We start from the raw sequence: 19,502 nt of genomic DNA on the forward strand, positions 1-19,502 counted from the left end.
TTTATCTGTGCGTTGCGATCAGGTATTCGAGACGCTCATTGCGCTCGGATTGCCGACGATCGCGAGAAACTCGCGGCGCGTGGAAGGATCGGTGCGGAACGTGCCGAGCATGCGCGAGGTCACCATCGCCACACCCGCCTTGTGCACCCCGCGCGTGGACATGCATTGATGCGCCGCTTCGAGTATCACGCCCACCCCCTTGGGCTGCAGGATTTCATTGAGCGTGTCGGCAATCTGCGCGGTCATCTTCTCCTGGATCTGCAGGCGCTTCGCGAATGCGTCGACGAGACGCGCGAGCTTCGAGATGCCCACCACGCGATGCTCGGGCAAATACGCCACATGTGCGCGTCCGATGATCGGCACCATATGATGCTCGCAGTAGCTCTCGAAGCGGATGTCCTTCAACACGATCATTTCGTCGTAGCCATCCACCTCCGAGAAGGTGCGCGACAGGATTTCGCGCGGATCGACCGCATAGCCCGCGAAGAATTCCTCATAGGCGCGCACGACGCGGCCCGGCGTATCGAGCAGCCCTTCGCGAGCGGGGTCGTCCCCGGCCCAGCGCAACAGCACGCGCACGGCGTCCTCGGCTTCGGCGCGTGACGGACGCGCGACGCTCGTGCTCGCTGTGTTCTTGCGTTGCTTCGCACCTTGGGTCGCGCTTTGCTTCGCGGGTTGCTTCGATTTCCCGGCCTTTTTTTCTTCGCTCATGCATGGGCTCCTGTCATGTGGGAGTACGCCGCTTTGGCGTGCACCACGAGCGCCCATTGTTTCATGTTTTGCCGTGCTTGGCGCGAGGGGTCATTTGGGCCATTCGTCCATGGCGTCGTTGAACAGTTCCGCCACGACGCTGCGCAGCCATTCGCCACGTGGCGCATTGTGATACTTGCGATGCCAGTGCTGCTTGAGATCGAAACGCGGCAACTGCAGCGGCGGCTCGACGAGCGTGATCGATGCATGCTCGGACACGTAGGCGAAGCCGATTGCATGCGGCACGGTGGCGATGAGATCGGAGCGCGTGAGAATGAACGGCAGGCTCATGAAGTGAGGCGTTTCGAGCACGGCGCGTCGGCGCATGCGCCTTTTCTCCAGATACTGCTCCAGCACTTCCTGGCTGCGTCCTTCGGCGCGCACGACGGCATGGCCCATCGCGAGAAACTGCTCGATCGTCATGGCCTTGCCCGCGAGCGGATGCCCGCTGCGCATCATGCAGATGAAGCGGTGCGTGAAGAGGCGCTGCTGAAAGAAGTTGTTGCCGCCGAGGTCGGGGAAATAGCCGACCGCGAGATCGATGTCGCCCGATTCGAGACCGCGCTCGACCTGGTTGGGCGGCAGCGACACCGAACGCAGGTTCGCGTTGGGCGCGCGCTCGGAGAATACCTGCAGGAGGCGCGGCAGAAACACGATCTCGCCGACGTCGGAGAGCGCAATGGAGAACGTGTGCGTGCTCGTGACGGGATCGAAGTCCTGCGCCTGCAGCATGCCTTTCTCGATGTGCACCAGCGCGTCGCGTGCGGCGGGAATGAGGGCGAGCGCGCGCGGTGTGGGCTCCATGCCGCGCGAGGTGCGCACGAAGAGCGGATCGCCGAAGAACTCGCGCAGCTTGCCGAGCGCCGTGCTCACGCGCGGCTGGCTCACGCCGAGCCGCTCGGCGGCGCGGCTCACGTTGCGCGTTTCCTCCATGGCCACGAGAAAGGGGATGAGATTCAGATCGAGGTCTTGCATGAAGGCGGGCGCGGCGGCGCTGACTATGTCGAAATCGGATAAAGACTAGACGATGAATCGCAATTCCGGATACTGGGGTATGTGCCCACGGGCGCGCGTGGCCTGAAGGGCGGGCAGTGCGTGCGGTCGGGCGCGCATCGGCGCCGACATGAAGTAGATTGCCTGTGTGGGTAGACCCGCCTTGACAAGCGCTTGAATCCACTCCGATAATGCGCTGGACGTTCGCTAAACGAATCAGTGTTCGCATATAGAACTTTTCGCGATCGAGTGACGTGGACCTTCCGCGATGCGCATCGCTTTCAGGAACAGGCATGATCAACAAGATTTTCGACTCGCTTCAAGCCGCCGTGGCCGATGTGCATGACGGCGCCACGGTGATGATCGGCGGCTTCGGCACGGCCGGTATGCCCGCCGAACTGATCGACGCGCTCATCGAGCAGGGCGCGCGCGACCTCACCATCGTCAACAACAACGCAGGCAACGGCGACATCGGCCTGGCCGCGCTGCTCAAGGCGAAGCGTGTGCGCAAGATCATCTGCTCGTTCCCGCGCCAGACCGACTCGTATGTGTTCGACGCGCTCTATCGCGCCGGTGAAATCGAACTCGAACTCGTGCCGCAAGGCAATCTGGCCGAGCGCATCCGCGCCGCCGGCGCCGGCATTGGCGGCTTCTTCACGCCCACGGGCTACGGCACGAAGCTGGCCGAAGGCAAGGAAACGCGCCTGATCGACGGCCGTCAGTATGTGCTCGAAGCGCCGCTGCACGCCGACTTCGCGCTCATCAAGGCGTACAAGGGCGATCGCTGGGGCAACCTCGTCTATCGCAAGACGGCGCGCAACTTCGGCCCGATCATGGCAAGCGCGGCGAAGGTCGCTGTCGCGCAGGTTTCGGAGGTCGTCGAACTCGGTCAGCTCGATCCGGAAAACATCGTGACGCCCGGCATTTTCGTGCAACGCGTCGTGGCAGTGCCGCAAGCGGCGCATCAAGCGCACGCCGACCAAAGCGGCCAGGCAGCCTGAAGGAACGGAGAGAGGCAATGAAACGACTGAATCGCGATGAAATGGCCAAGCGCGTGGCTGCGGACATTCCCGAAGGCGCGTATGTGAATCTCGGCATCGGCGTTCCGACGCTGGTGGCCAACCACCTCGATCCGAGCAAGGAAATTTTCCTGCACAGCGAGAACGGCCTGCTTGGCATGGGCCCGGCGCCCGCGCCCGGCGAGGAAGACGACGAACTCATCAACGCGGGCAAGCAGCACGTCACGCTGCTCACCGGCGGCGCGTTCTTCCACCACGCCGACTCGTTCGCGATGATGCGCGGCGGCCACCTCGACTACTGCGTGCTCGGCGCGTTCCAGGTGTCGGTGAACGGCGACCTCGCGAACTGGCACACCGGCGCGCCCGACGCGATTCCGGCCGTGGGCGGCGCGATGGACCTCGCACTCGGCGCCAAGCAGGTGTTCGTGATGATGGAACTGCTCACCAAGCAGGGCGAAAGCAAGCTCGTGAGCGAATGCTCGTACCCGGTCACGGGCGTGGGCTGCGTGGGCCGCATCTATACCGACCTCGCCGCGTTCGATGTCACGCCCGAAGGCCTCGCGGTACGCGAGATCTATTCGGACATCGATTTCGACGCGCTGCAGAAGCTCGCCGGCGTGCCGCTGATCGACGCGACGCAAAACCGTCGCGCAGCGTAAACTGTCTGTAGACGTGCGCATCGTTCGCACGTGAGTGGCGCGGCAACCCTCGGCATTCGTCGACGGTTGCCGCGCCCGCTTCGTTCCGGCTGTATCGGAACGCCTGCTTTTTTCCGCGCGCCACACTCCATGATTGAACGTCTCACGAGCCTGATCTGCGGGACCGAACCGATGAACGCGGTCTGGTCTCCCGATGCCACGCTGCAACGCATGCTGGACGTCGAAGCGGCGCTCGCGCGCGCCTCGGCGGCGCATGGCGTAATTCCGCACTCGGCCGTGGCCGCGATCGTCGCGGCCTGCGCGGCGGATCAGCTCGACGCCCCGGCGCTCGCGCGCGACGCCGCGCTGGGCGGCAACCTGGCGATCCCGCTCGTCAAGCAGCTCACGGCGCGCGTGAAGGCCGCCGACCCCGAAGCCGCCAAGTACGTGCACTGGGGCGCCACGAGCCAGGACATCATCGACACGGCAACGGTGCTGCAGTTGCGCGATGCGCTCGCGTTGATCGAGCGCGGCATCGACGCGCTCTGCGCGACGCTGGCGGACCTCGCGCGCACGCATCGCGCGACGCCCGCGGTCGGGCGCACGTGGCTGCAGCAGGCGCTGCCCATCACGCTCGGATTGAAGTTCGCGCAATGGCTCGACGCGGTGCTGCGCCATCGCGAACGCCTCGTCGTGCTGCGCGAGCGCGCGCTCGTGCTGCAGTTCGGCGGCGCGGCCGGCACGCTCGCGAGCCTGCGCGACGCCGCCCCGGCGGTGAGCGCTGCGCTCGCGCAAGAACTCGTTCTCGCGCTGCCTGCGTTGCCGTGGCACACGCAGCGCGACCGCATTGCCGAAGCCGCATCGTTCTTCGGCATGCTCATCGGCACGCTCGGCAAGATCGCGCGCGACATCTCCTTGCAGATGCAGACCGAAGTCGGCGAACTGGGCGAACCGGCGGCGGCAGGCAAGGGCGGTTCGTCGACCATGCCGCACAAGCGCAATCCCGTGGGTTGCGCAGCTGTTCTGACGGCTGCCGCACGCGCGCCGGGCCTCGTCGCGACGGTGTTCGCCGGCATGGTTCAGGAACACGAGCGCGCGCTCGGCGGCTGGCAAGCCGAGTGGGATGCGCTACCCGATCTCGCGCGCCTCGCCGGCGGCGCGCTCGCGCAGATCGAACAGATCACGGCCGGACTCGAAGTGCGGCCCGAACGGCTCGCGGCGAATCTCGACATCACGCACGGACTCATTCTCGGCGAGGCCGTGATGCTCGCGCTTGGCGACCAGATCGGGCGCCTGGACGCGCATCATCTCGTTGAGCACGCATCGAAATCCGCGGTGCAAAGCGGCCGTACGCTGTACGAAGTCCTCGCGGCGGATCCCGCCGTCACGAGGCACCTGGACGAAGCGCGCCTTAAGGCGCTGCTCGATCCGGCCAACTACGTGGGCCAGGCCCATGCATTCGTCGACGCGGTGCTCGCGTCGTATGAAGCGAAAGCAAAGTAACGCACGCCCCATTGATTACAGAAGACACACGAGGAGTAACACGCATGCCTTACGCAGCCGTCAACGACACGCATTTGTTCTACCGCATCGACGGTGCGGAGAACCATTCGGCGCCATGGGTGGTTCTGTCGAATTCGCTCGGTAGCGACGTGTCGATGTGGACGCCACAGATCGTCGAGTTCACGAAGCATTTCCGCGTGCTGCGCTACGACACGCGCGGCCACGGCCACTCGGCGGCGCCGCTGGGCCCGTACACCATCGAGCAACTGACCGGCGACGTGATCGGCCTGATGGACCAGCTCGGCATCGAACGCGCGCATTTCGCGGGCGTTTCGATGGGCGGCCTGACCGGCGTCGGCCTCGGCGCGCGTTACGCCAACCGCATCGATCGCCTCGTGCTGTGCAATACGGCCGCAAAGATCGGCTCGCCGGAGGTGTGGGTGCCGCGTGCAGCGAAGGCTCGCAGCGAAGGCATGCTCGCGCTCGCCGAAGCGGTGCTCCCGCGCTGGTACACGCCCGAATTCATCGCCAACAATGCACTCGTGATGTCGCAGGTTCGCGACGTGTTCGTGCATACGGACAAGGACGGCTATGCTTCGAACTGCGAAGCGATCAATGCCGCCGATCTGCGCGGCGAGGCGCCGTCTATCAAGGCGCGCACGCTCGTGATCTCGGGTACGCACGATCTGGCCGCGACGCCCGCCCAAGGGCGCGAGCTGGCCGAATCGGTGCCGGGCGCGCGCTATGTCGAGCTGAACGCCGCGCACATCTCGAACGTCGAGCTGGCGGACGAGTACAACAAGATCGTGGTCGATTTCCTGCTGGGGGCGTGATGAACGACGAAGACCGCTACGAAGCCGGCATGAAGGTGCGCCGCGCGGTGCTGGGCGACGCGCACGTCGATCGCTCGCTCGCCAACCGCACCGAAGTGACCGAGGAATTCCAGAACTTCATTTCGCGCTACGCGTGGGGCGAGATCTGGACGCGCGATGGCTTGCCGCGCCACACGCGCAGCCTGCTGACGATCGCGATGATGGTCGCGCTCAACCGCAGCGAAGAACTCGCGCTGCATCTGCGCGCCGCGCGCAACAACGGCGTCACGCGCGACGAGATCAAGGAAGTGCTGCTGCAGACAGCGATTTACTGCGGCGTGCCGGCGGCGAACTCGGCGTTCCATCTCGCCGACCGCATCTTCCGCGAGCAGGACGCCGAGCAGGGCTGATCGTGTGGTAACAACGCGCGAGGCATGCGCCCCGCGTTCAGTCGAATACCGGCGACTCCACGCCGAGCACCTTGTGCAGGCGCGTGCTGGTCGTCGTGTACTGCAGATGGATTTTCTTCTCGGGAAACACGTGACGCGCCGCGCCGAACGCAGCGAGCGCGGCTTCGTGAAAGCCGGAGAGAATCAGCTTCTTGCCCGGATAAGTATTGATATCGCCGACGGCAAAGATGCCCGGCACGCTCGTCTCGAAGCGCGCCGTATCCACGGGCAACTGCTTGCGCTCGATCTCGAGGCCCCATTGCGCGATCGGCCCGAGTTGCGGCGACAAGCCGTAGAACACGAGCAGGTAGTCGAGATCCAGCGAGCGCGTGACGCCGTCGCCGCCCGTCACCTTGATGCGTTTGAGCTTGCCGCCTTCGTCGTCGAAGCCGGTCAGCTGGCCGACGATGGACTGCATGCGCCATTCCTCGCATAGCGCGTGCATCTTCGCGACGGTTGCCGGCGCGGCGCGATAGCCCTCGCGCCGGTGCAGCAGAATCACGCTCTGCGCGACGTCCACGAGCTGGAGCGCCCAGTCGAGCGCCGAATCCCCGCCGCCACACACCACGACGTCCTTGTCGCGAAAGGGTTCGACATCGCGCACGCGGTAGAACAGCTGCGTGTCGCGGTAGCGCTCGATGCCGCTCAGCTTGAGCGTGCGCGGCTGAAACGAGCCCACGCCCGCCGCGATGAACACCGTCTTCGCCAGAAACTGCGTGCCCTTGCTCGTCTGCACGAAAAAGCGGCCGTCGGCGCGCGGCTCGACGATCTGCACTTCCTGGCCAAGATGGAACGTCGCGCCAAAGGGCTCGATCTGCTGCATTAGCGCATCGACGAGCTGTTGGCCGGTGCACATCAGCACCGCCGGAATGTCGTAGATCGGCTTGTCGGGGTATAGCTCGGCACACTGGCCGCCCACCACCGGCAGCGAGTCGACCACGTGCGCGTGGATTTCCATCAGGCCCAGTTCGAATACCTGGAAGAGTCCCACCGGCCCGGCGCCGATGATGAGCGCATCGGTTTCGATAAGCTGCGGCGGGATGCGATCGTTGCGATCGTTCATCGGCGAGCTCTCCTTGCAAGAGGCAGGGACAATGATCAAGAGTCCTATTCTTCTGGCTGCACGTCGGCTACGTAGCGACGCAGGCAGGCGAGCAGCGCGGCTTCCTCGGCGCGGCTCGCTGCGTCGCTGGCCGAACCCGCGTCGCGCTCTTCGCCGAACATGGCCGCGGGCGCGGGGATCGTGTCGACCACGCGGCCGTCACGGAACACACGGATTTGATGGGTCGCTTCCATATACTCGGCGATCCAGTGGACGCCCTCGATATGCGTGCCGATGCGGACTGGCATCTTCATGAGATTCCCTCCTGGCCAGCGCACGTCGGTCGATGCGCGCTCGCCGCAATCGCGTTTCTTATGGCGGATAGGGCAACGATACGCCGATGGCGCGCGCTGTGCTTGAACCGGGTCCTGGCGCGCCGACGGCCGGAAAAAGAAAGGGCGGCCCGAGCCCGGGCCGCCCTTGCGGCGGATTACCAAATGAAAGCAGGCGCGCGTAAGCCGTTAGCTCGCGCCTCGCGCGTTACTGCACCGTGGCGAGCACGTCGCGCACCGTGCCGAACAGGCGTGCGATTTCCTCTTCGGTCACGATGAGCGGCGGCGAGAACGCCAGGATGTCGCCCGTGAAGCGGATCAGCACGCCCGCCTCGAAGCACTTCACGAAAACCTCGTAAGCGCGCGCGCCAGGTGCGCCGTCGCGCGAGTCCAGTTCGACGCCGGCAACGAGGCCAAGATTGCGCACGTCTTTCACGTGCTTCTCGCCGCGCAGCGCATGCGCGGCGGCCTCGAACTTCGGCGCGAGCGCGTCGGCGCGCTCGAACAGGCCCTCGCGGCGATACAGATCCTGCGTCGCGATCGCGGCGGCGGCGGCGAGCGGGTGCGCCGAATAGGTGTAGCCGTGGAACAGCTCGATTGCGCCCTGCGCGCCGCTATTCACGATCGTGTCGTGAACCGCGCGGCTCGCGGCCACGCCGCCCATCGGCACGGCGGCGTTGTTGATCGCCTTGGCCATGGTGATGATGTCCGGCGTCACGCCGAAATACTCGCTGGCCGTGGCCTTGCCGAGGCGCCCGAAGCCCGTGATGACTTCGTCGAAAATCAGCAGGATGCCGTGCTTCGTGCAAATCTCGCGCAGACGCTGCAGATAGCCTTGCGGCGGAATCAGCACGCCGGTCGAGCCTGCCACCGGTTCGACGATCACGGCGGCGATGGTCGAGGCGTCGTGCAGCGCGACGATGCGCTCGAGGTCTTCCGCGAGATGGGCGCCCCAGGCCGGCTGGCCCTTCGAGAACGCGTTGTGCTCGAGATTGTGCGTGTGCGGCAGATGATCGACGGCGGGCAGCAGCTGGCCCGAGAACGCCTTGCGATTCGGTGCGATGCCGCCAACTGAAATGCCGCCGAAGCCCACGCCGTGATAGCCGCGCTCGCGGCCGATCAGCTTGGTGCGCTGGCCTTCGCCGCGTGCGCGATGGTAGGCGAGCGCGATCTTCAGTGCGGTGTCGACCGACTCGGAGCCGGAGTTCGTGAAGAACACGCGGTCGAGGCCGGCCGGCATGATTTCGGCGATCTTTTGGGCCGCTTCGAACGCAAGCGGGTGGCCCATCTGGAACGTGGGGGCGAAGTCGAGCGTACCGGCCTGCTGGGCGATGGCCGCGACGATTTCCTCACGCGCATGGCCCGCGTTCACACACCAGAGGCCCGCGCTGCCGTCCAGCACTTCGCGGCCATCGGTCGTGCGGTAGTACATGCCCTTGGCCGATTCGAGCAGGCGCGGCGCGGCCTTGAACTGGCGATTGGCGGTGAAGGGCATCCAGAACGACGAGAGATCGTCGATGACGGGGCGCGAAGTCATGCGTGCTTCTCCTCAGGTAGGTTTGGCTCAACTGTAGCGCCGAGGCTTGAACGACGGCATAGACAGTCTCTATACTGATCTGCAAACCGTGCTGGACAATTCTCGCCAACTGTATTGGTCGGCACCGGGAATCGTACGGGTTTTCCCTCGCACTATACGCTTGCTTTCCCGATGATCGAACTCGAACTGGAGCGCGGCCGCGGCGTCACGACGACGCTTGTCGAGCAGCTCGTGCAGGGCTTCGCGCGCGCAATCGAAGCGCAAACGCTGCGCGCCGGGGCGCTCTTGCCCTCGGTGCGCCAGCTCGCGCAATCGCACGAACTATCGACCTATACAGTGACCGAGGCGTACAACCGTCTCGTTTCGATGGGCTTCGTCGTCGCGCGGCGCGGCTCGGGCTACCGCGTGGCGCCCCGCAGCGAGTCTGCGCGGGCGAGCGCGGCGGGCTGGCAGCCGCCCACGCTGACGGCGACCTGGCTGCTCTCCGACGTGTTCGCCGATCATTCGGTGCCGATCAAGGCGGGCTGCGGCTGGGTGCCGGGCGAGTGGATCAACGAAAGCGGCCTGCAGCACGCCTTGCGCGCCGTGAGCCGGGTGCCGGCCGTGCGTCTTGGCGACTACGGGCACCCGTACGGTTACGCGCCGCTGCGCGAGCGCATCGCGGCGCAGCTCGATCGTCAGGGGCTGCCTGTCGAGGTGTCGAACGTCCTGCTCACGCAGGGCGCGACGCAGGGGCTCGACCTTATCGTGCGTACGCTGCTGCGGCCCGGCGACACGGTGCTCGTGGAAGACCCCGGCTACTGCAATCTGCTGCAGATTCTCAAGCTCGCGGGGCTCACGGTGCATGGCGTGCCGCGTACGCCGGCAGGGCTCGACATCGAGGCGCTCGAGCGCCAGGTGGCGGCGCACCAGCCGAAGGCGATCTTCGTGAACACGACGCTGCAGAATCCCACCGGCGCGACGTATGCGATGTCGAACGCCTTCCGCTTGCTGCAGATCGCCGAGCGCCAGCGCATGTGGGTCGTGGAGGACGATGTGAGCCGCGAGCTTGCGCCGCCAGGCGCGCCGTTGCTTGCGGCGATGGAAGGCTTGCAGCGCGTGCTGTACGTGAGCGGCTTTTCGAAGACGGTCACGCCTTCGCTGCGTTGCGGCTATGTGGTCGCCGAACGCGATGTGCTGCGCGAACTGGCGCGCGCGAAGATGGCGGTGGGGCTCACCTCGTCGGCGACCATCGAGCGCATGGTCGACAAGGTCTTGCTCGAAGGACGCCACGCGCGCCACGTCGAACTCGTGAACGAACGCCTGAAGGCCGCGCATGCCTGCGTGGAGGAGCGGCTCGACGCGCTGGGGCTCGAGATATTCCACCGGCCGCGCGCGGGCTTGTTCGTGTGGGCGCGCCTTGCCATCGAACCCGAACGGGCCGGCGCGATCGCGACGGCCGCGTTGCGCGACGGCATCTGGCTCGCGCCTGGCTCGTATTTCAGGCCCGACGACGAACCGAGCGCGTGGTTTCGCTTCAACGCGCCATATTCGACGGACGATGCGCTGTGGCGGTTCATTGAGCGCGCGCGCTAAGGCGTGCGCGACGGCCCACGCTTAAAACAGACTCTGCTGCCCCGACATCAACGTATCGAAATCCTCGCGCAGGAAAGGCAGAATCGCGTCCGCAACCGGCTGTAGCTGGCGGCTCACATAGAACGCGTAGTCGAGCGGCGAACTTAGCGTTTCGAGCGGCTCGGGGCCGGCCGTCGTCATCACGTAGCTGATCCAGCCGCCGTTCTGATACTGGAGCGGTCGGCCTTTCGCGCGATTGAACTCGTCCGCGACGCGGGCTGCCCGCACGTGCGGCGGCACGTTGCGCTGGTACTCGACGAGCGGCCGCCGCAGGCGCTTGCGGTAGACGAGCTGACCGTCCAACTCGCCGTTGAGCGTGCGCCGCACATAGTCGCGGATGTACTCCACGTACGGCTCGCGCTGGAAAATGCGTCGGTACAGTTCGCGCTGGAATTCCTGCGCGAGCGGCGTCCAGTCGGTGCGCACGGTTTCGAGGCCCTTGAACACGACTTCTTCGCCGCCGTTCTTCGCGAGTGTGAGGCCGGCGTAGCGCTTCTTGCTGCCTTCTTCCGCGCCGCGCACCGTGGGCATGAGAAAGCGCGAATAGTGGCGCTCGAACTGCAGCTCCAGAGCGCTTTGGAGACCGAAGCGTTCCTGCAGTTCGGCCTTCCACCAGGCGTTGACGTGCTCGACGAGCTGCTTGCCGGTGCGCGTGGCGTCGGCTTCGCTGTGCGCGTGCTTGAGCCAGACGAAGGTCGAGTCGGTGTCGCCGTAGATCACGTCGTAGCCTTGCGCCTCGATCAGCTGACGGGTTCTGCGCATGATCTCGTGCCCGCGCATCGTGATCGAAGAAGCGAGGCGCGGGTCGAAGAAGCGGCAACCGGTCGATCCGAGCACGCCGTAAAACGCGTTCATGATGATCTTGAGCGCCTGCGAAAGCGGGGCGTTGTGCTGCCGCTTCGCATGTTCGCGGCCCTCCCACACCTGGCGCACGATTTCGGGCAGACAGTGCTTCTCGCGCGAGAAGCGCGCGCCGAGAAAGCCGGGCACGGACGCTTCGTCGCTGGGATCGTTCAGACCTTCGATGAGCCCGACGGGATCGATCAGGAAGGTGCGGATGATCGAGGGGTAGAGGCTCTTGTAATCGAGCACGAGCACCGAATCGTAGATGCCGGGGCGCGAGTCCATGACGAAGCCGCCGGGGCTGTTTTCGCCCACCACGTCGCCGAGATTCGGCGCGACGTAGCCGAGCCGATGCATTTTCGGCAGATACAGATGCGTGAACGCGGCGACCGAACCGCCGCTTCGATCCACGGGTAGCCCTGTGACGGACGCGCGTTCGAGCAGAAACGCCATCAGCTCGGTTTTCTCGAAGACGCGCGTGACCAACTCGCAATCCTTGAGGTTGTAGATGGCCAGCGCGGGTTTGTCTTCGTCGAAACGGCGCTGGATCTCGTCCATGCGCTGATACGGATTGTCGATCGACTTGCCCTCGCCGAGCAGCGCCTGCGAGACGTATTCGAGGCTGAACGACGGGAAGCTCCAGGTGGCCGAGCGCAGCGCCTCGATGCCGTCGATGATGAGGCGCCCCGCGGCGCCCGCGAAGAAGTGATTCTCGCGCATGCCGTGCTCGCGCCACTCCATCACCTCGCCGCCGCGCCCAAGACGCAGCGGCACGCCGGTTTGCTGGGCGTGCGCGTGCAACACGCGCAGATCGAACTGCACGAGATTCCAGCCGATGATCGCGTCGGGATCGTGCTGCGCCATCCATGCGTTGAGGCGTTCGAGCATCTGCGCGCGGCTTTCGCAGTATTCGAAGTCGAAGTCGATCGGGCTCGCATCGCCATTTGCGGGGCCGAGCATATAGACCTGGCGCTGTCCGCAGCCTTCGAGCGCGATCGAATAAAGCTCGCCCTGGGCGCTCGTTTCGATGTCGAGCGACACCAGTTTCAACTGCGGGCGATAACCGTTGGCGGGTTTCATCTCGCCTTCGAGCAGCACGCCGCTTTCTTGCGGGCTGCCCGCATCGCCGCGAAACAGCACGGGCGCCGTGATGAAGCGCTCCATCATGTAGCGCTCCGGCGGCTGGATATCGGCTTCGTAGACGTCGACGCCCGCTTTGGCGAGGCGCCTTGCGTGCCCGGCCAGGGCGCGATATTGCGGGGAATAGAGCCCAAGCACCGGGCGGCGCTGGAAGTCGCACAAATTGAGCGGGCGTAGCTCGGCGCGTGCGTCGCCCTTCAGCGCGGCGCGGGCCGCGGCTTCCTGGGCGGCCGGCACGAACGCGACAGAGGGCTGGGGGCGCAGGCGCAGCTGGCGCGGCCCCGCGTCGGTCGCGAGCCAGAAGTCGACCTCGGTGTGTTCGCCCGTATCGCGCCAATGGCGGGTGAGAATAAAACCCGCTTCAAACTCAGACAAAGTGTGACTCCGCCGCCCATGTTTCCCGCTTGCGATTGTAGCGTTTGAACGGGTGAAGGGCGGCGGGTCGTCTTAATGTTGAAGCAAATGCGCAAACATCGGATACAGCGAGACGAGCAGCGAAAGTGCCATGAAGACATTGAAGGCGCGCAGTCGTCGCGGATTCGACAGAAAACGCCGCATGCTGGTGCCGAACGCGGCCCAGATGCAGATGCAGGGCAGACCAATCACATAGAACAGGAAGGCCATCGCCATCGTGTTGGTGCCGAAGTTCGTGGAAAGGCGGATCGTGGTGGCGGCCGTGAGCACCATCATCCACGCCTTGGGATTCACCCACTGGAACGCGATGGCTTCGTGAAAGCGCATGGGACGGTGTTCGCCGCTCTTCACCTTGATGTCGCCCGAGGTGCCGATTTTCCACGCCAGATACAGCAGGTACGCAATGCTCGCGACCTCCAGCACGGTATAGAGCGACGGGATGTGCCTGAACACCTGACCAAGCCCGAAGCCCACCGAGAGCATGAGCACGACCACGCCCGCGCTGATGCCGAGAATGTGCGGCAGCGTGCGACGAAAACCGAAGTTGACGCCGGAAGCGAGCAACATGGTGTTATTGGGGCCGGGCGTGATGGTCGTGACCACGACGAAAAGCATGCCGGCGGGCAGCGCACTGAGCATTTCGGGCAGCATGATGCGAGGGGCTCCGGAAAGAGAAGACAGATTCGACGGAACCCAGTTTATCGACAGTTCGCGGTACAGTACCGGTACAGTTGTGGAGACGCTCAACGGTACGGATTGGGGGCATGAAGGGCTGAGTGGCGGCTACGGAACCGGCGCGCAGGGCATCAGCGGCGCGCGTCACCGCTCCGGACTGAACGGCGCTGGAATCCTATTGACGAATGACCTGAATGCGTCCCCCCTTGACTGCCGCTTTCAAAACCGCCCAGTCCCGCTCATTTTGTTCTGCGTAGGCGAGCGAGAATCGCACGATGGCTTCGTCGAATACCGCTGACTTGCCCGCATATCCGCTGAGCAACGCGGGATCGCCTGCCTTTGCCATCGAATGGGCCAACGCGTGGGCGCAGGAAACCGCATACTCGCCGAGATCTTCGACGTCGAAGGTCGTGAAGTCGAAGGCGCCCTTCATGTCGCGCAATTGCCTCACGTAGAAGTCGTTGCCGGTGTGGCGCATCTTCGACCATCCGAGGAAGATGTCACTGGCGGACTGCAGCAGACGCTGCCCGTTGACCACACGTTGACCATGGTTGGGGTAGCGGCTCGGCGGCAGATAGCCCTCCAGCACGGAAGCGCGCGCCTCCTTGAGTTGAAGGAAAAGCGGGCAATCGCCGTCGGCCATGAAAAGCGCCTCATAGCAACGCGTTCCGACCGAGCCGATGCCCACCACACGAATGGCGACATCCACCAGTTCATATCGGTCGAAGAGTGCGCGCCTGTCGTCGGGAAGCGTCAGCCGGTAGTCGGCGAAGAAGCGCCGTACCATCGCGTTGTACTGCTTGCTGTCACTCGCGCTCTCCAGCGGTACGTGATACACGAGGGGCGGGACATCCTTGATCCGCAGCTTGCCGTTGATCACCTCGGTTGCATGAGTCAGCACGGTACGCGACGACTGTTGTCTTGCCTTTTCGATGACGGCCAGTTCCTTGTTCCTTTCTTCGACGGAATCGGCAATGGCCAGCATGCTCGCCGCCTTGAACTGGCAGTACCAGACGTCGAGCGTGTCCATGCGGCTGAAGTCGGCGAGCCGTTGGCGGAAGGTTGCGCACAACCGGCGCACGATGCGTTGCTGGTCACGCAAGGTAAATCCGCGCTCGCGCGCAGCGATCACGAACGATGTCGCGAGTCTGCGTACGTCCCAGTCGAATGGTCCAGGCAGCGTCTCGTCGAAGTCGTTGGGGCCGAACAGGACGCGCCGCTCGGGGCTCGCGAACAGTCCGAAGTTGGCCAGGTGCGCATCGCCACCCAGTTGCACGATCACGTTGGAATGCGGCAGCGTCGACAGATCGTGCGCCATGAGCGGCGCCGCACCGCGATAGAACGCGAACGGACTCGCGACCATCCGTCCATAACGGATGGGTATCAGTTCGACTACCCGCCCCACGTTGGAAGCGTCGAGGAGTGCGATGGGATCGCGATCTGCAATCCGGCATTCGGCGAGCTTCTCGCGCGGCACTTCCTTGCGAGCCGTCTTGCCCCGTCTGACGCGATCGGCCAGCGAGCCACGCCCCGCAAAGAGTGTGGATGGGTCTTCCTGCACCGTCGGCGTAGCCGGGTCAGCGAGAACTGCGCCGGGGGCGGCGCGCTTTGTGTTAGCGGGATCGGGCACGCAGCACTCCTTTTTTCGATTCAAGGCCGGCTCGGACCTGTGTCATTTCAGGTCGCTTCATTGCGGCTTGGCGTCTTGAGAAGTTGAGGACGTAGACGGCGAAATGTCACGTAGCGCCTCGATTGCGGCATCGACGGTTGCAAAGACCTCGCGATGCACGCCGCTCACACGCAATGCCTTGTACCGCTCGATTTCGTGTCGGACGCCCGAGGGGAGGGCGACCGCCGCTATGCCCACACCGTGCTTGTCGAGTTCGCCGCCTAGCTGGATCAAGGTCTTGCCTGCCGTGTAGTCGATGTTGCTGATCTCCGATGCATCGATCACCACCCAGCGCAGCCCCGGACTCGCTTCGTTGACGAGCTTGAGCACCTCTTCCGTGAATCGGCCGGTGTTCGCATAGAACAGGTCGGCTTCGAAACGGTAGACGACGATCCCAGGTGCGGCGAGCAGATCGGGCTCGACATGTCGCGCGATCCAGCTGTCGCCGGGGCCTCGCGTCAGCACCCGGGTCCGCAGGCGGTAGCTGTGGCGTGCATGCGCGATCAGGGAAAGCACGACGGCAGCAAGAATGCCGTGCATCACGTCGACGAACACGACGACGCCCGCAGTCAGCAACGCCACGACGAGCTCGTCCTTCTGCATGCGATACAGTTCGATCATGCCTTTCACGTCGATCAGCTTTACGCCGATCATGAAGACGATGGCCGACAACACGGCGGCAGGGAGCAGACTCAGCGGTCTCGTGAGAAATAGCAGCACCAGCAACACGATGGCGGCAGTCGTGAGATGGGCGACCTGGGTGCGTCCGCCCGCGTCGTCGAGCATCTCGGTCTTGGTCGGGCTGCCGTTCACGACGAATGTTCCCGTGAAAGCCGCCGCCGCGTTGGCGGCCGCGAGCCCTATGATATCGGCGTTGTCGTCGCCCCTTTCGTTATAGCGATTGGCGTACGCGCGTGCCGTTGCTGCGCTCTGGGCAATGATGACGATGAAGCATGAGGCGGCGGTGATCAGTACCTGGTTGATCTCGCCCATATGCAACGGTGGGAGGAACAATGACGGTAGTCCCCCCGGTACTTCGCCCGTCACCGCGATGCCATGTCCGGCAAAATTGAACACGCCGCTTGCCACGATGGAGCCGATCACGGCGATCAGCGCACCCGGTGCGCGCGGCACGAAGCGCTTGCAGCCGATGATCACCACGAGCACGGCGATCGAGAGCATCGTGGTCGGAAGATTGGCCTGGGCCACGCGTTGCAACGCGGACGCGATCTGCATCAACGGCCCATGCCCTTGCCTGGCGAGTCCGATCAGGCCGGCAAGCTCGCCTCCTGCGACCTGGATGCCGACGCCGGTCAGGAAGCCGATCAACGCGCTGCGGGAAAGAAAGTCGGCCAGAAAACCCAGACGAAAAGCACGCGCGATCACCAGCATTGCGGCGACCGTCAAGGCGACTGTACTCGTGAGAGCGACATAGTCCTTGCTGCCGAGTGCGGCGACGGCCGTCAAGGTACCCGCGAGAATGGCGGCAGTGGCCGAGTCGGCGGCGACGACCAGTTGTCGCGACGCACCAAATACTGCGAACGCCACGAGCGGCAGCAGGATCGTATAGAGGCCCGTCACGGTGGGGGTGCCGGCAATTTTCGTGTATCCCATCACTTCGGGAATGCCGAGCGCCGCCAGCGTGATCCCGGCGATGATGTCGTGCGGCAGTTGCGCGGCATTGAAGGGCAGCAGTCCCTGCAGGAAAGGCAGATGAGGGAGGCGGTGCGGTGCAGGAGCGGTGGGCTTCATTGTGCGGCCTCCGCTGCAGTCGTAATCCGGGTGACCAGTGCTTTGGCGATGATGTCGTCGGCGATGACGACGTTGGTCGCGCCAGCGTTCTCCAGCAGCCCTTTTCGCAAGGGGTTTTCGCCCGGTACGGCAATGGCGAGCGACGGGTTGAGCGTATGGGCCAGCAGGGTGATTGCCAGATTGTTATTGCTGTCGGGTGTCGTGACGAACATGGCTTTCGCGCTGTCGAGTCGCGCACGCTTGAGCACTTCGTCGAAGGCGTCCGGCGAGCCGAGTACGACCAGATGCCCGCAATCCGTTGCCCGGTTGGCCTGATCCTGATCGCCCACGAGTACGAGCACGGTGCTTCCCTCCTCATGCAGGTAGTCTGCAACCCGCTCTCCGAGAGAATGGAATCCAACCACCACGACATGATTGGCGAGTTGCTCGAGCTTGCGTTCCATGATTCTGTTCTCCCGATAAGCCATCACGTCATCGCCCGAAAGCATGCCTGTGAGTCTCGAAACTGCGAACCCGCCGATCAGCAGTGTCGCGACCATGGCCAGAAGCATGAAGCCCTTTTGAGGCGGACTGAATTCGCTGAAGGCGCCGAGTGTCGTAATGAGATTGACTCCGTTCCAAAGAGCCGTAAACAGTTTGTCGGGGAAAGCGTTGCTGGACTGATCGAGGGCGACCAGCCCGATGGTGGCGCCGCCCAGCAGCATGACGAGAAGGCCGATGGTGTGATGCGCGCGACGGCGCCATTCTCGAATACGGATGACCCCGAGACGAGGTTCATCGACACGGAAGATCCACATGGTTACCTCGGATTGTTGGTCTGATCGAGACAACAGCGAACCTGATGCCAAGGGATACGCTCTCCCTTTTTGTGCCCGTAGTCAATAGTAAATAATCAGGAGCCCAATATATTGAACGGCTGAGCGACGACGCAATGCGGCAACGTGTTTCAGACGATAAAACAGATCGGAGGAAAGAGAAAACTTTATAGCCGCTAACGCATCTCGTGGTAGTTAGCCGATCAAGAACCAGGCGACGCGTCGCAATCGCGATCGAACCCGGCTTGTCATTGCCGTCGACGCATCGTGCTGGAGATCGACCAGCGCATCTGTCTATACCTGAGGCAAAGTCGCTCCGCTTGCGCGACGAAAATGAGGGCGCAATCGGCGTATTGCCGTTTCCAGAACTGCACCAGGCGTGGATTTTGTTCAGCACCGGTAAGAGACATAAGCCGAAGCAGATGGATAAAAAATGCGCACCACATTGAATCGCTGAACCATTTTCGAACGAATGGCACGTTGAATACATCTGTGCGGATCGTATTCCATAATGTTCGTCAGGTATTCGGAGGATGGACGGCAAAAGACAATGCTCCGCGTACGTATTGGCTGAATGTTCGCTAATGACTATGCGTGGAATCGTTAGCAAACAGGCCGAATAGATTAGCGAATCCGCAATGCGCCGCATTAGGGGAAATGTCATGCGTTTTCTCGCTGCAACACTTCTTGGCTCTGTAGTCGCCTCGTTCGCGCTTTCCGGTTGCGAGGCGCCAACTTCGGGCTCTGTCTTCTCGCCGGCCCAGGCGCAGCAGGTGATGGTGGTCGAACTCGGTACGGTCGAATCCGTGCGGCCCGTCACGATCCAGCCTGGTCCAACGGGCATTGGCGCAATAACCGGCGGCGCGCTTGGCGGCATCGCGGCTGGCAGCAACATCGGGCGCGGCACGGGTGCCGTAGCGGCGGGCATCGGCGGCGCCGTGCTGGGCGGCGCGGCGGGCAATGCCGTCGAGCAGCGCGTCACGCAGCGGCAAGCCCTTGAAATCGTCGTGCGTCTGGATTCGGGGCAACTGATGTCGATTGTCCAGGATGCGGATCAGCAGTTCGTTCCGGGTGACCGCGTGCGTGTGCTGCTCGGCAACAACTCGGTGCGCGTGACGCGATGAAGTGAACGCAGGTGTCGTTGACCTCTCGATAAAACGAAGTGTCGAACCGAGGAAACCGATGGCCGATACCGGGCAGAAAATGAGTCGCGTGCAGTTGACCGCGAGGGTAGTCGGCGGCGTGGTGGGCGCGGCCATCGTCGTGGCGTCGGCTGACATCTCGCTGTTTCATTTCCTCATTCTTCGCGGCGTGAAGCAGGCCGCGTTCATCAACACCATCGTGACGTTCGCCAACGTCATTCCGACCGTGGTGTTCATCGTCAGTCTGGAACGTCGCCCGGTGTCGTCGAGTTCTAGCGCTTGAATCGTCGTTGTTTTCGGATGAATACACCGGCACGCCCGGCGGGGCCGCAACAGGGCGCGAAGCCATTTCACGGTGGACAC

The 19,502-nt window shown here is 64.0% G+C and carries 18 protein-coding genes; 8 read left to right on the top strand and 10 right to left on the bottom strand.

Annotated elements, in window-relative coordinates; translation table 11 throughout:
* Positions 1-18: 18 nt before the first annotated feature.
* Both folE and AB3X99_RS30660 read right to left on the bottom strand, forming a co-directional pair.
* Positions 19-711, bottom strand: a complete 693-nt coding sequence (folE, locus tag AB3X99_RS30655; RefSeq protein ID WP_368619037.1) for a GTP cyclohydrolase I FolE — start codon at positions 709-711, stop codon at positions 19-21.
* 90 nt (positions 712-801) lie between these two features.
* Entirely contained in the window at positions 802-1,725 is a 924-nt protein-coding gene (locus AB3X99_RS30660) for a LysR family transcriptional regulator (RefSeq protein WP_069267127.1), read from the bottom strand.
* A gap of 311 nt (positions 1,726-2,036) precedes the next feature.
* Between AB3X99_RS30660 and AB3X99_RS30665 the strand changes: the two genes are divergently transcribed.
* The 5 genes from AB3X99_RS30665 (at position 2,037) to pcaC (ending at position 6,125) form a co-directional block, all read left to right on the top strand.
* Positions 2,037-2,744 carry a 3-oxoacid CoA-transferase subunit A gene (locus AB3X99_RS30665; protein WP_368619038.1) on the top strand — a complete coding sequence of 236 codons (708 nt, stop codon included), beginning with the start codon at positions 2,037-2,039 and terminating at the stop codon, positions 2,742-2,744.
* 17 nt (positions 2,745-2,761) lie between these two features.
* Complete coding sequence (locus AB3X99_RS30670; RefSeq protein ID WP_042260188.1) at positions 2,762-3,421, top strand: 3-oxoacid CoA-transferase subunit B; 660 nt, start codon at positions 2,762-2,764, stop codon at positions 3,419-3,421.
* A 129-nt stretch (positions 3,422-3,550) separates the two neighbouring features.
* Positions 3,551-4,903 carry a 3-carboxy-cis,cis-muconate cycloisomerase gene (locus AB3X99_RS30675; protein ID WP_368619039.1) on the top strand — a complete coding sequence of 451 codons (1,353 nt, stop codon included), beginning with the start codon at positions 3,551-3,553 and terminating at the stop codon, positions 4,901-4,903.
* 44 nt (positions 4,904-4,947) lie between these two features.
* Complete coding sequence (gene pcaD / locus AB3X99_RS30680; protein ID WP_069267125.1) at positions 4,948-5,736, top strand: 3-oxoadipate enol-lactonase; 789 nt, start codon at positions 4,948-4,950, stop codon at positions 5,734-5,736.
* On the top strand, positions 5,736-6,125 hold the full coding sequence (pcaC, locus tag AB3X99_RS30685; RefSeq protein ID WP_069267124.1) for a 4-carboxymuconolactone decarboxylase: 390 nt from the start codon (positions 5,736-5,738) through the stop codon (positions 6,123-6,125). Before pcaD ends, pcaC begins: the two co-directional genes overlap by 1 nt.
* Positions 6,126-6,162: 37 nt before the next feature.
* Here pcaC and AB3X99_RS30690 read toward each other — a convergent pair whose 3' ends face one another.
* The 3 genes from AB3X99_RS30690 to AB3X99_RS30700 all read right to left on the bottom strand — a co-directional run bounded on the left by AB3X99_RS30690 (position 6,163) and on the right by AB3X99_RS30700 (position 9,075).
* Positions 6,163-7,227, bottom strand: coding sequence for an NAD(P)/FAD-dependent oxidoreductase (locus AB3X99_RS30690; protein ID WP_368619040.1), 1,065 nt, complete (start codon positions 7,225-7,227; stop codon positions 6,163-6,165).
* Between the two features lie 44 nt (positions 7,228-7,271).
* A complete protein-coding gene (locus tag AB3X99_RS30695; RefSeq protein WP_069267122.1) occupies positions 7,272-7,520 on the bottom strand; it encodes a hypothetical protein in 249 nt (82 codons plus the stop codon).
* Positions 7,521-7,746: 226 nt separating this feature from the next.
* Positions 7,747-9,075 (bottom strand): aspartate aminotransferase family protein, encoded by a 1,329-nt coding sequence (locus AB3X99_RS30700; RefSeq protein ID WP_368619041.1) that lies wholly within the window; start codon positions 9,073-9,075, stop codon positions 7,747-7,749.
* Positions 9,076-9,246: 171 nt separating this feature from the next.
* Between AB3X99_RS30700 and AB3X99_RS30705 the strand changes: the two genes are divergently transcribed.
* Positions 9,247-10,650: a PLP-dependent aminotransferase family protein gene (locus AB3X99_RS30705; RefSeq protein WP_368619042.1), complete on the top strand. Its 1,404-nt coding sequence runs from the start codon at positions 9,247-9,249 to the stop codon at positions 10,648-10,650.
* 21 nt (positions 10,651-10,671) lie between these two features.
* Here AB3X99_RS30705 and AB3X99_RS30710 read toward each other — a convergent pair whose 3' ends face one another.
* From AB3X99_RS30710 to AB3X99_RS30730, 5 genes are all read right to left on the bottom strand, one after another.
* Positions 10,672-13,047 carry a DNA polymerase II gene (locus tag AB3X99_RS30710; RefSeq protein WP_368619043.1) on the bottom strand — a complete coding sequence of 792 codons (2,376 nt, stop codon included), beginning with the start codon at positions 13,045-13,047 and terminating at the stop codon, positions 10,672-10,674.
* Between the two features lie 72 nt (positions 13,048-13,119).
* Complete coding sequence (locus AB3X99_RS30715) at positions 13,120-13,737, bottom strand: LysE family translocator (protein WP_368619044.1); 618 nt, start codon at positions 13,735-13,737, stop codon at positions 13,120-13,122.
* A gap of 199 nt (positions 13,738-13,936) precedes the next feature.
* Positions 13,937-15,391, bottom strand: coding sequence for a DUF2252 domain-containing protein (locus tag AB3X99_RS30720; RefSeq protein WP_368619045.1), 1,455 nt, complete (start codon positions 15,389-15,391; stop codon positions 13,937-13,939).
* A 57-nt stretch (positions 15,392-15,448) separates the two neighbouring features.
* Positions 15,449-17,182, bottom strand: a complete 1,734-nt coding sequence (locus AB3X99_RS30725) for a SulP family inorganic anion transporter (protein WP_368619046.1) — start codon at positions 17,180-17,182, stop codon at positions 15,449-15,451.
* Positions 17,179-17,979: a TrkA family potassium uptake protein gene (locus tag AB3X99_RS30730; RefSeq protein WP_368619047.1), complete on the bottom strand. Its 801-nt coding sequence runs from the start codon at positions 17,977-17,979 to the stop codon at positions 17,179-17,181. The genes AB3X99_RS30725 and AB3X99_RS30730 overlap by 4 nt, the downstream gene beginning before the upstream one ends.
* A 680-nt stretch (positions 17,980-18,659) precedes the next feature.
* Between AB3X99_RS30730 and AB3X99_RS30735 the strand changes: the two genes are divergently transcribed.
* The gene (locus AB3X99_RS30735) at positions 18,660-19,121 is read left to right on the top strand and encodes a hypothetical protein (protein WP_069267116.1); all 462 of its coding nucleotides are present in this window, start codon (positions 18,660-18,662) and stop codon (positions 19,119-19,121) included.
* A gap of 58 nt (positions 19,122-19,179) precedes the next feature.
* A complete protein-coding gene (locus AB3X99_RS30740) occupies positions 19,180-19,422 on the top strand; it encodes a hypothetical protein (RefSeq protein ID WP_368619048.1) in 243 nt (80 codons plus the stop codon).
* Positions 19,423-19,502: the final 80 nt, after the last annotated feature.

The organism is Paraburkholderia sp. BR10882 (genome assembly GCF_040948855.1).
GTDB classification, from domain to species: domain Bacteria; phylum Pseudomonadota; class Gammaproteobacteria; order Burkholderiales; family Burkholderiaceae; genus Paraburkholderia; species Paraburkholderia nodosa_A.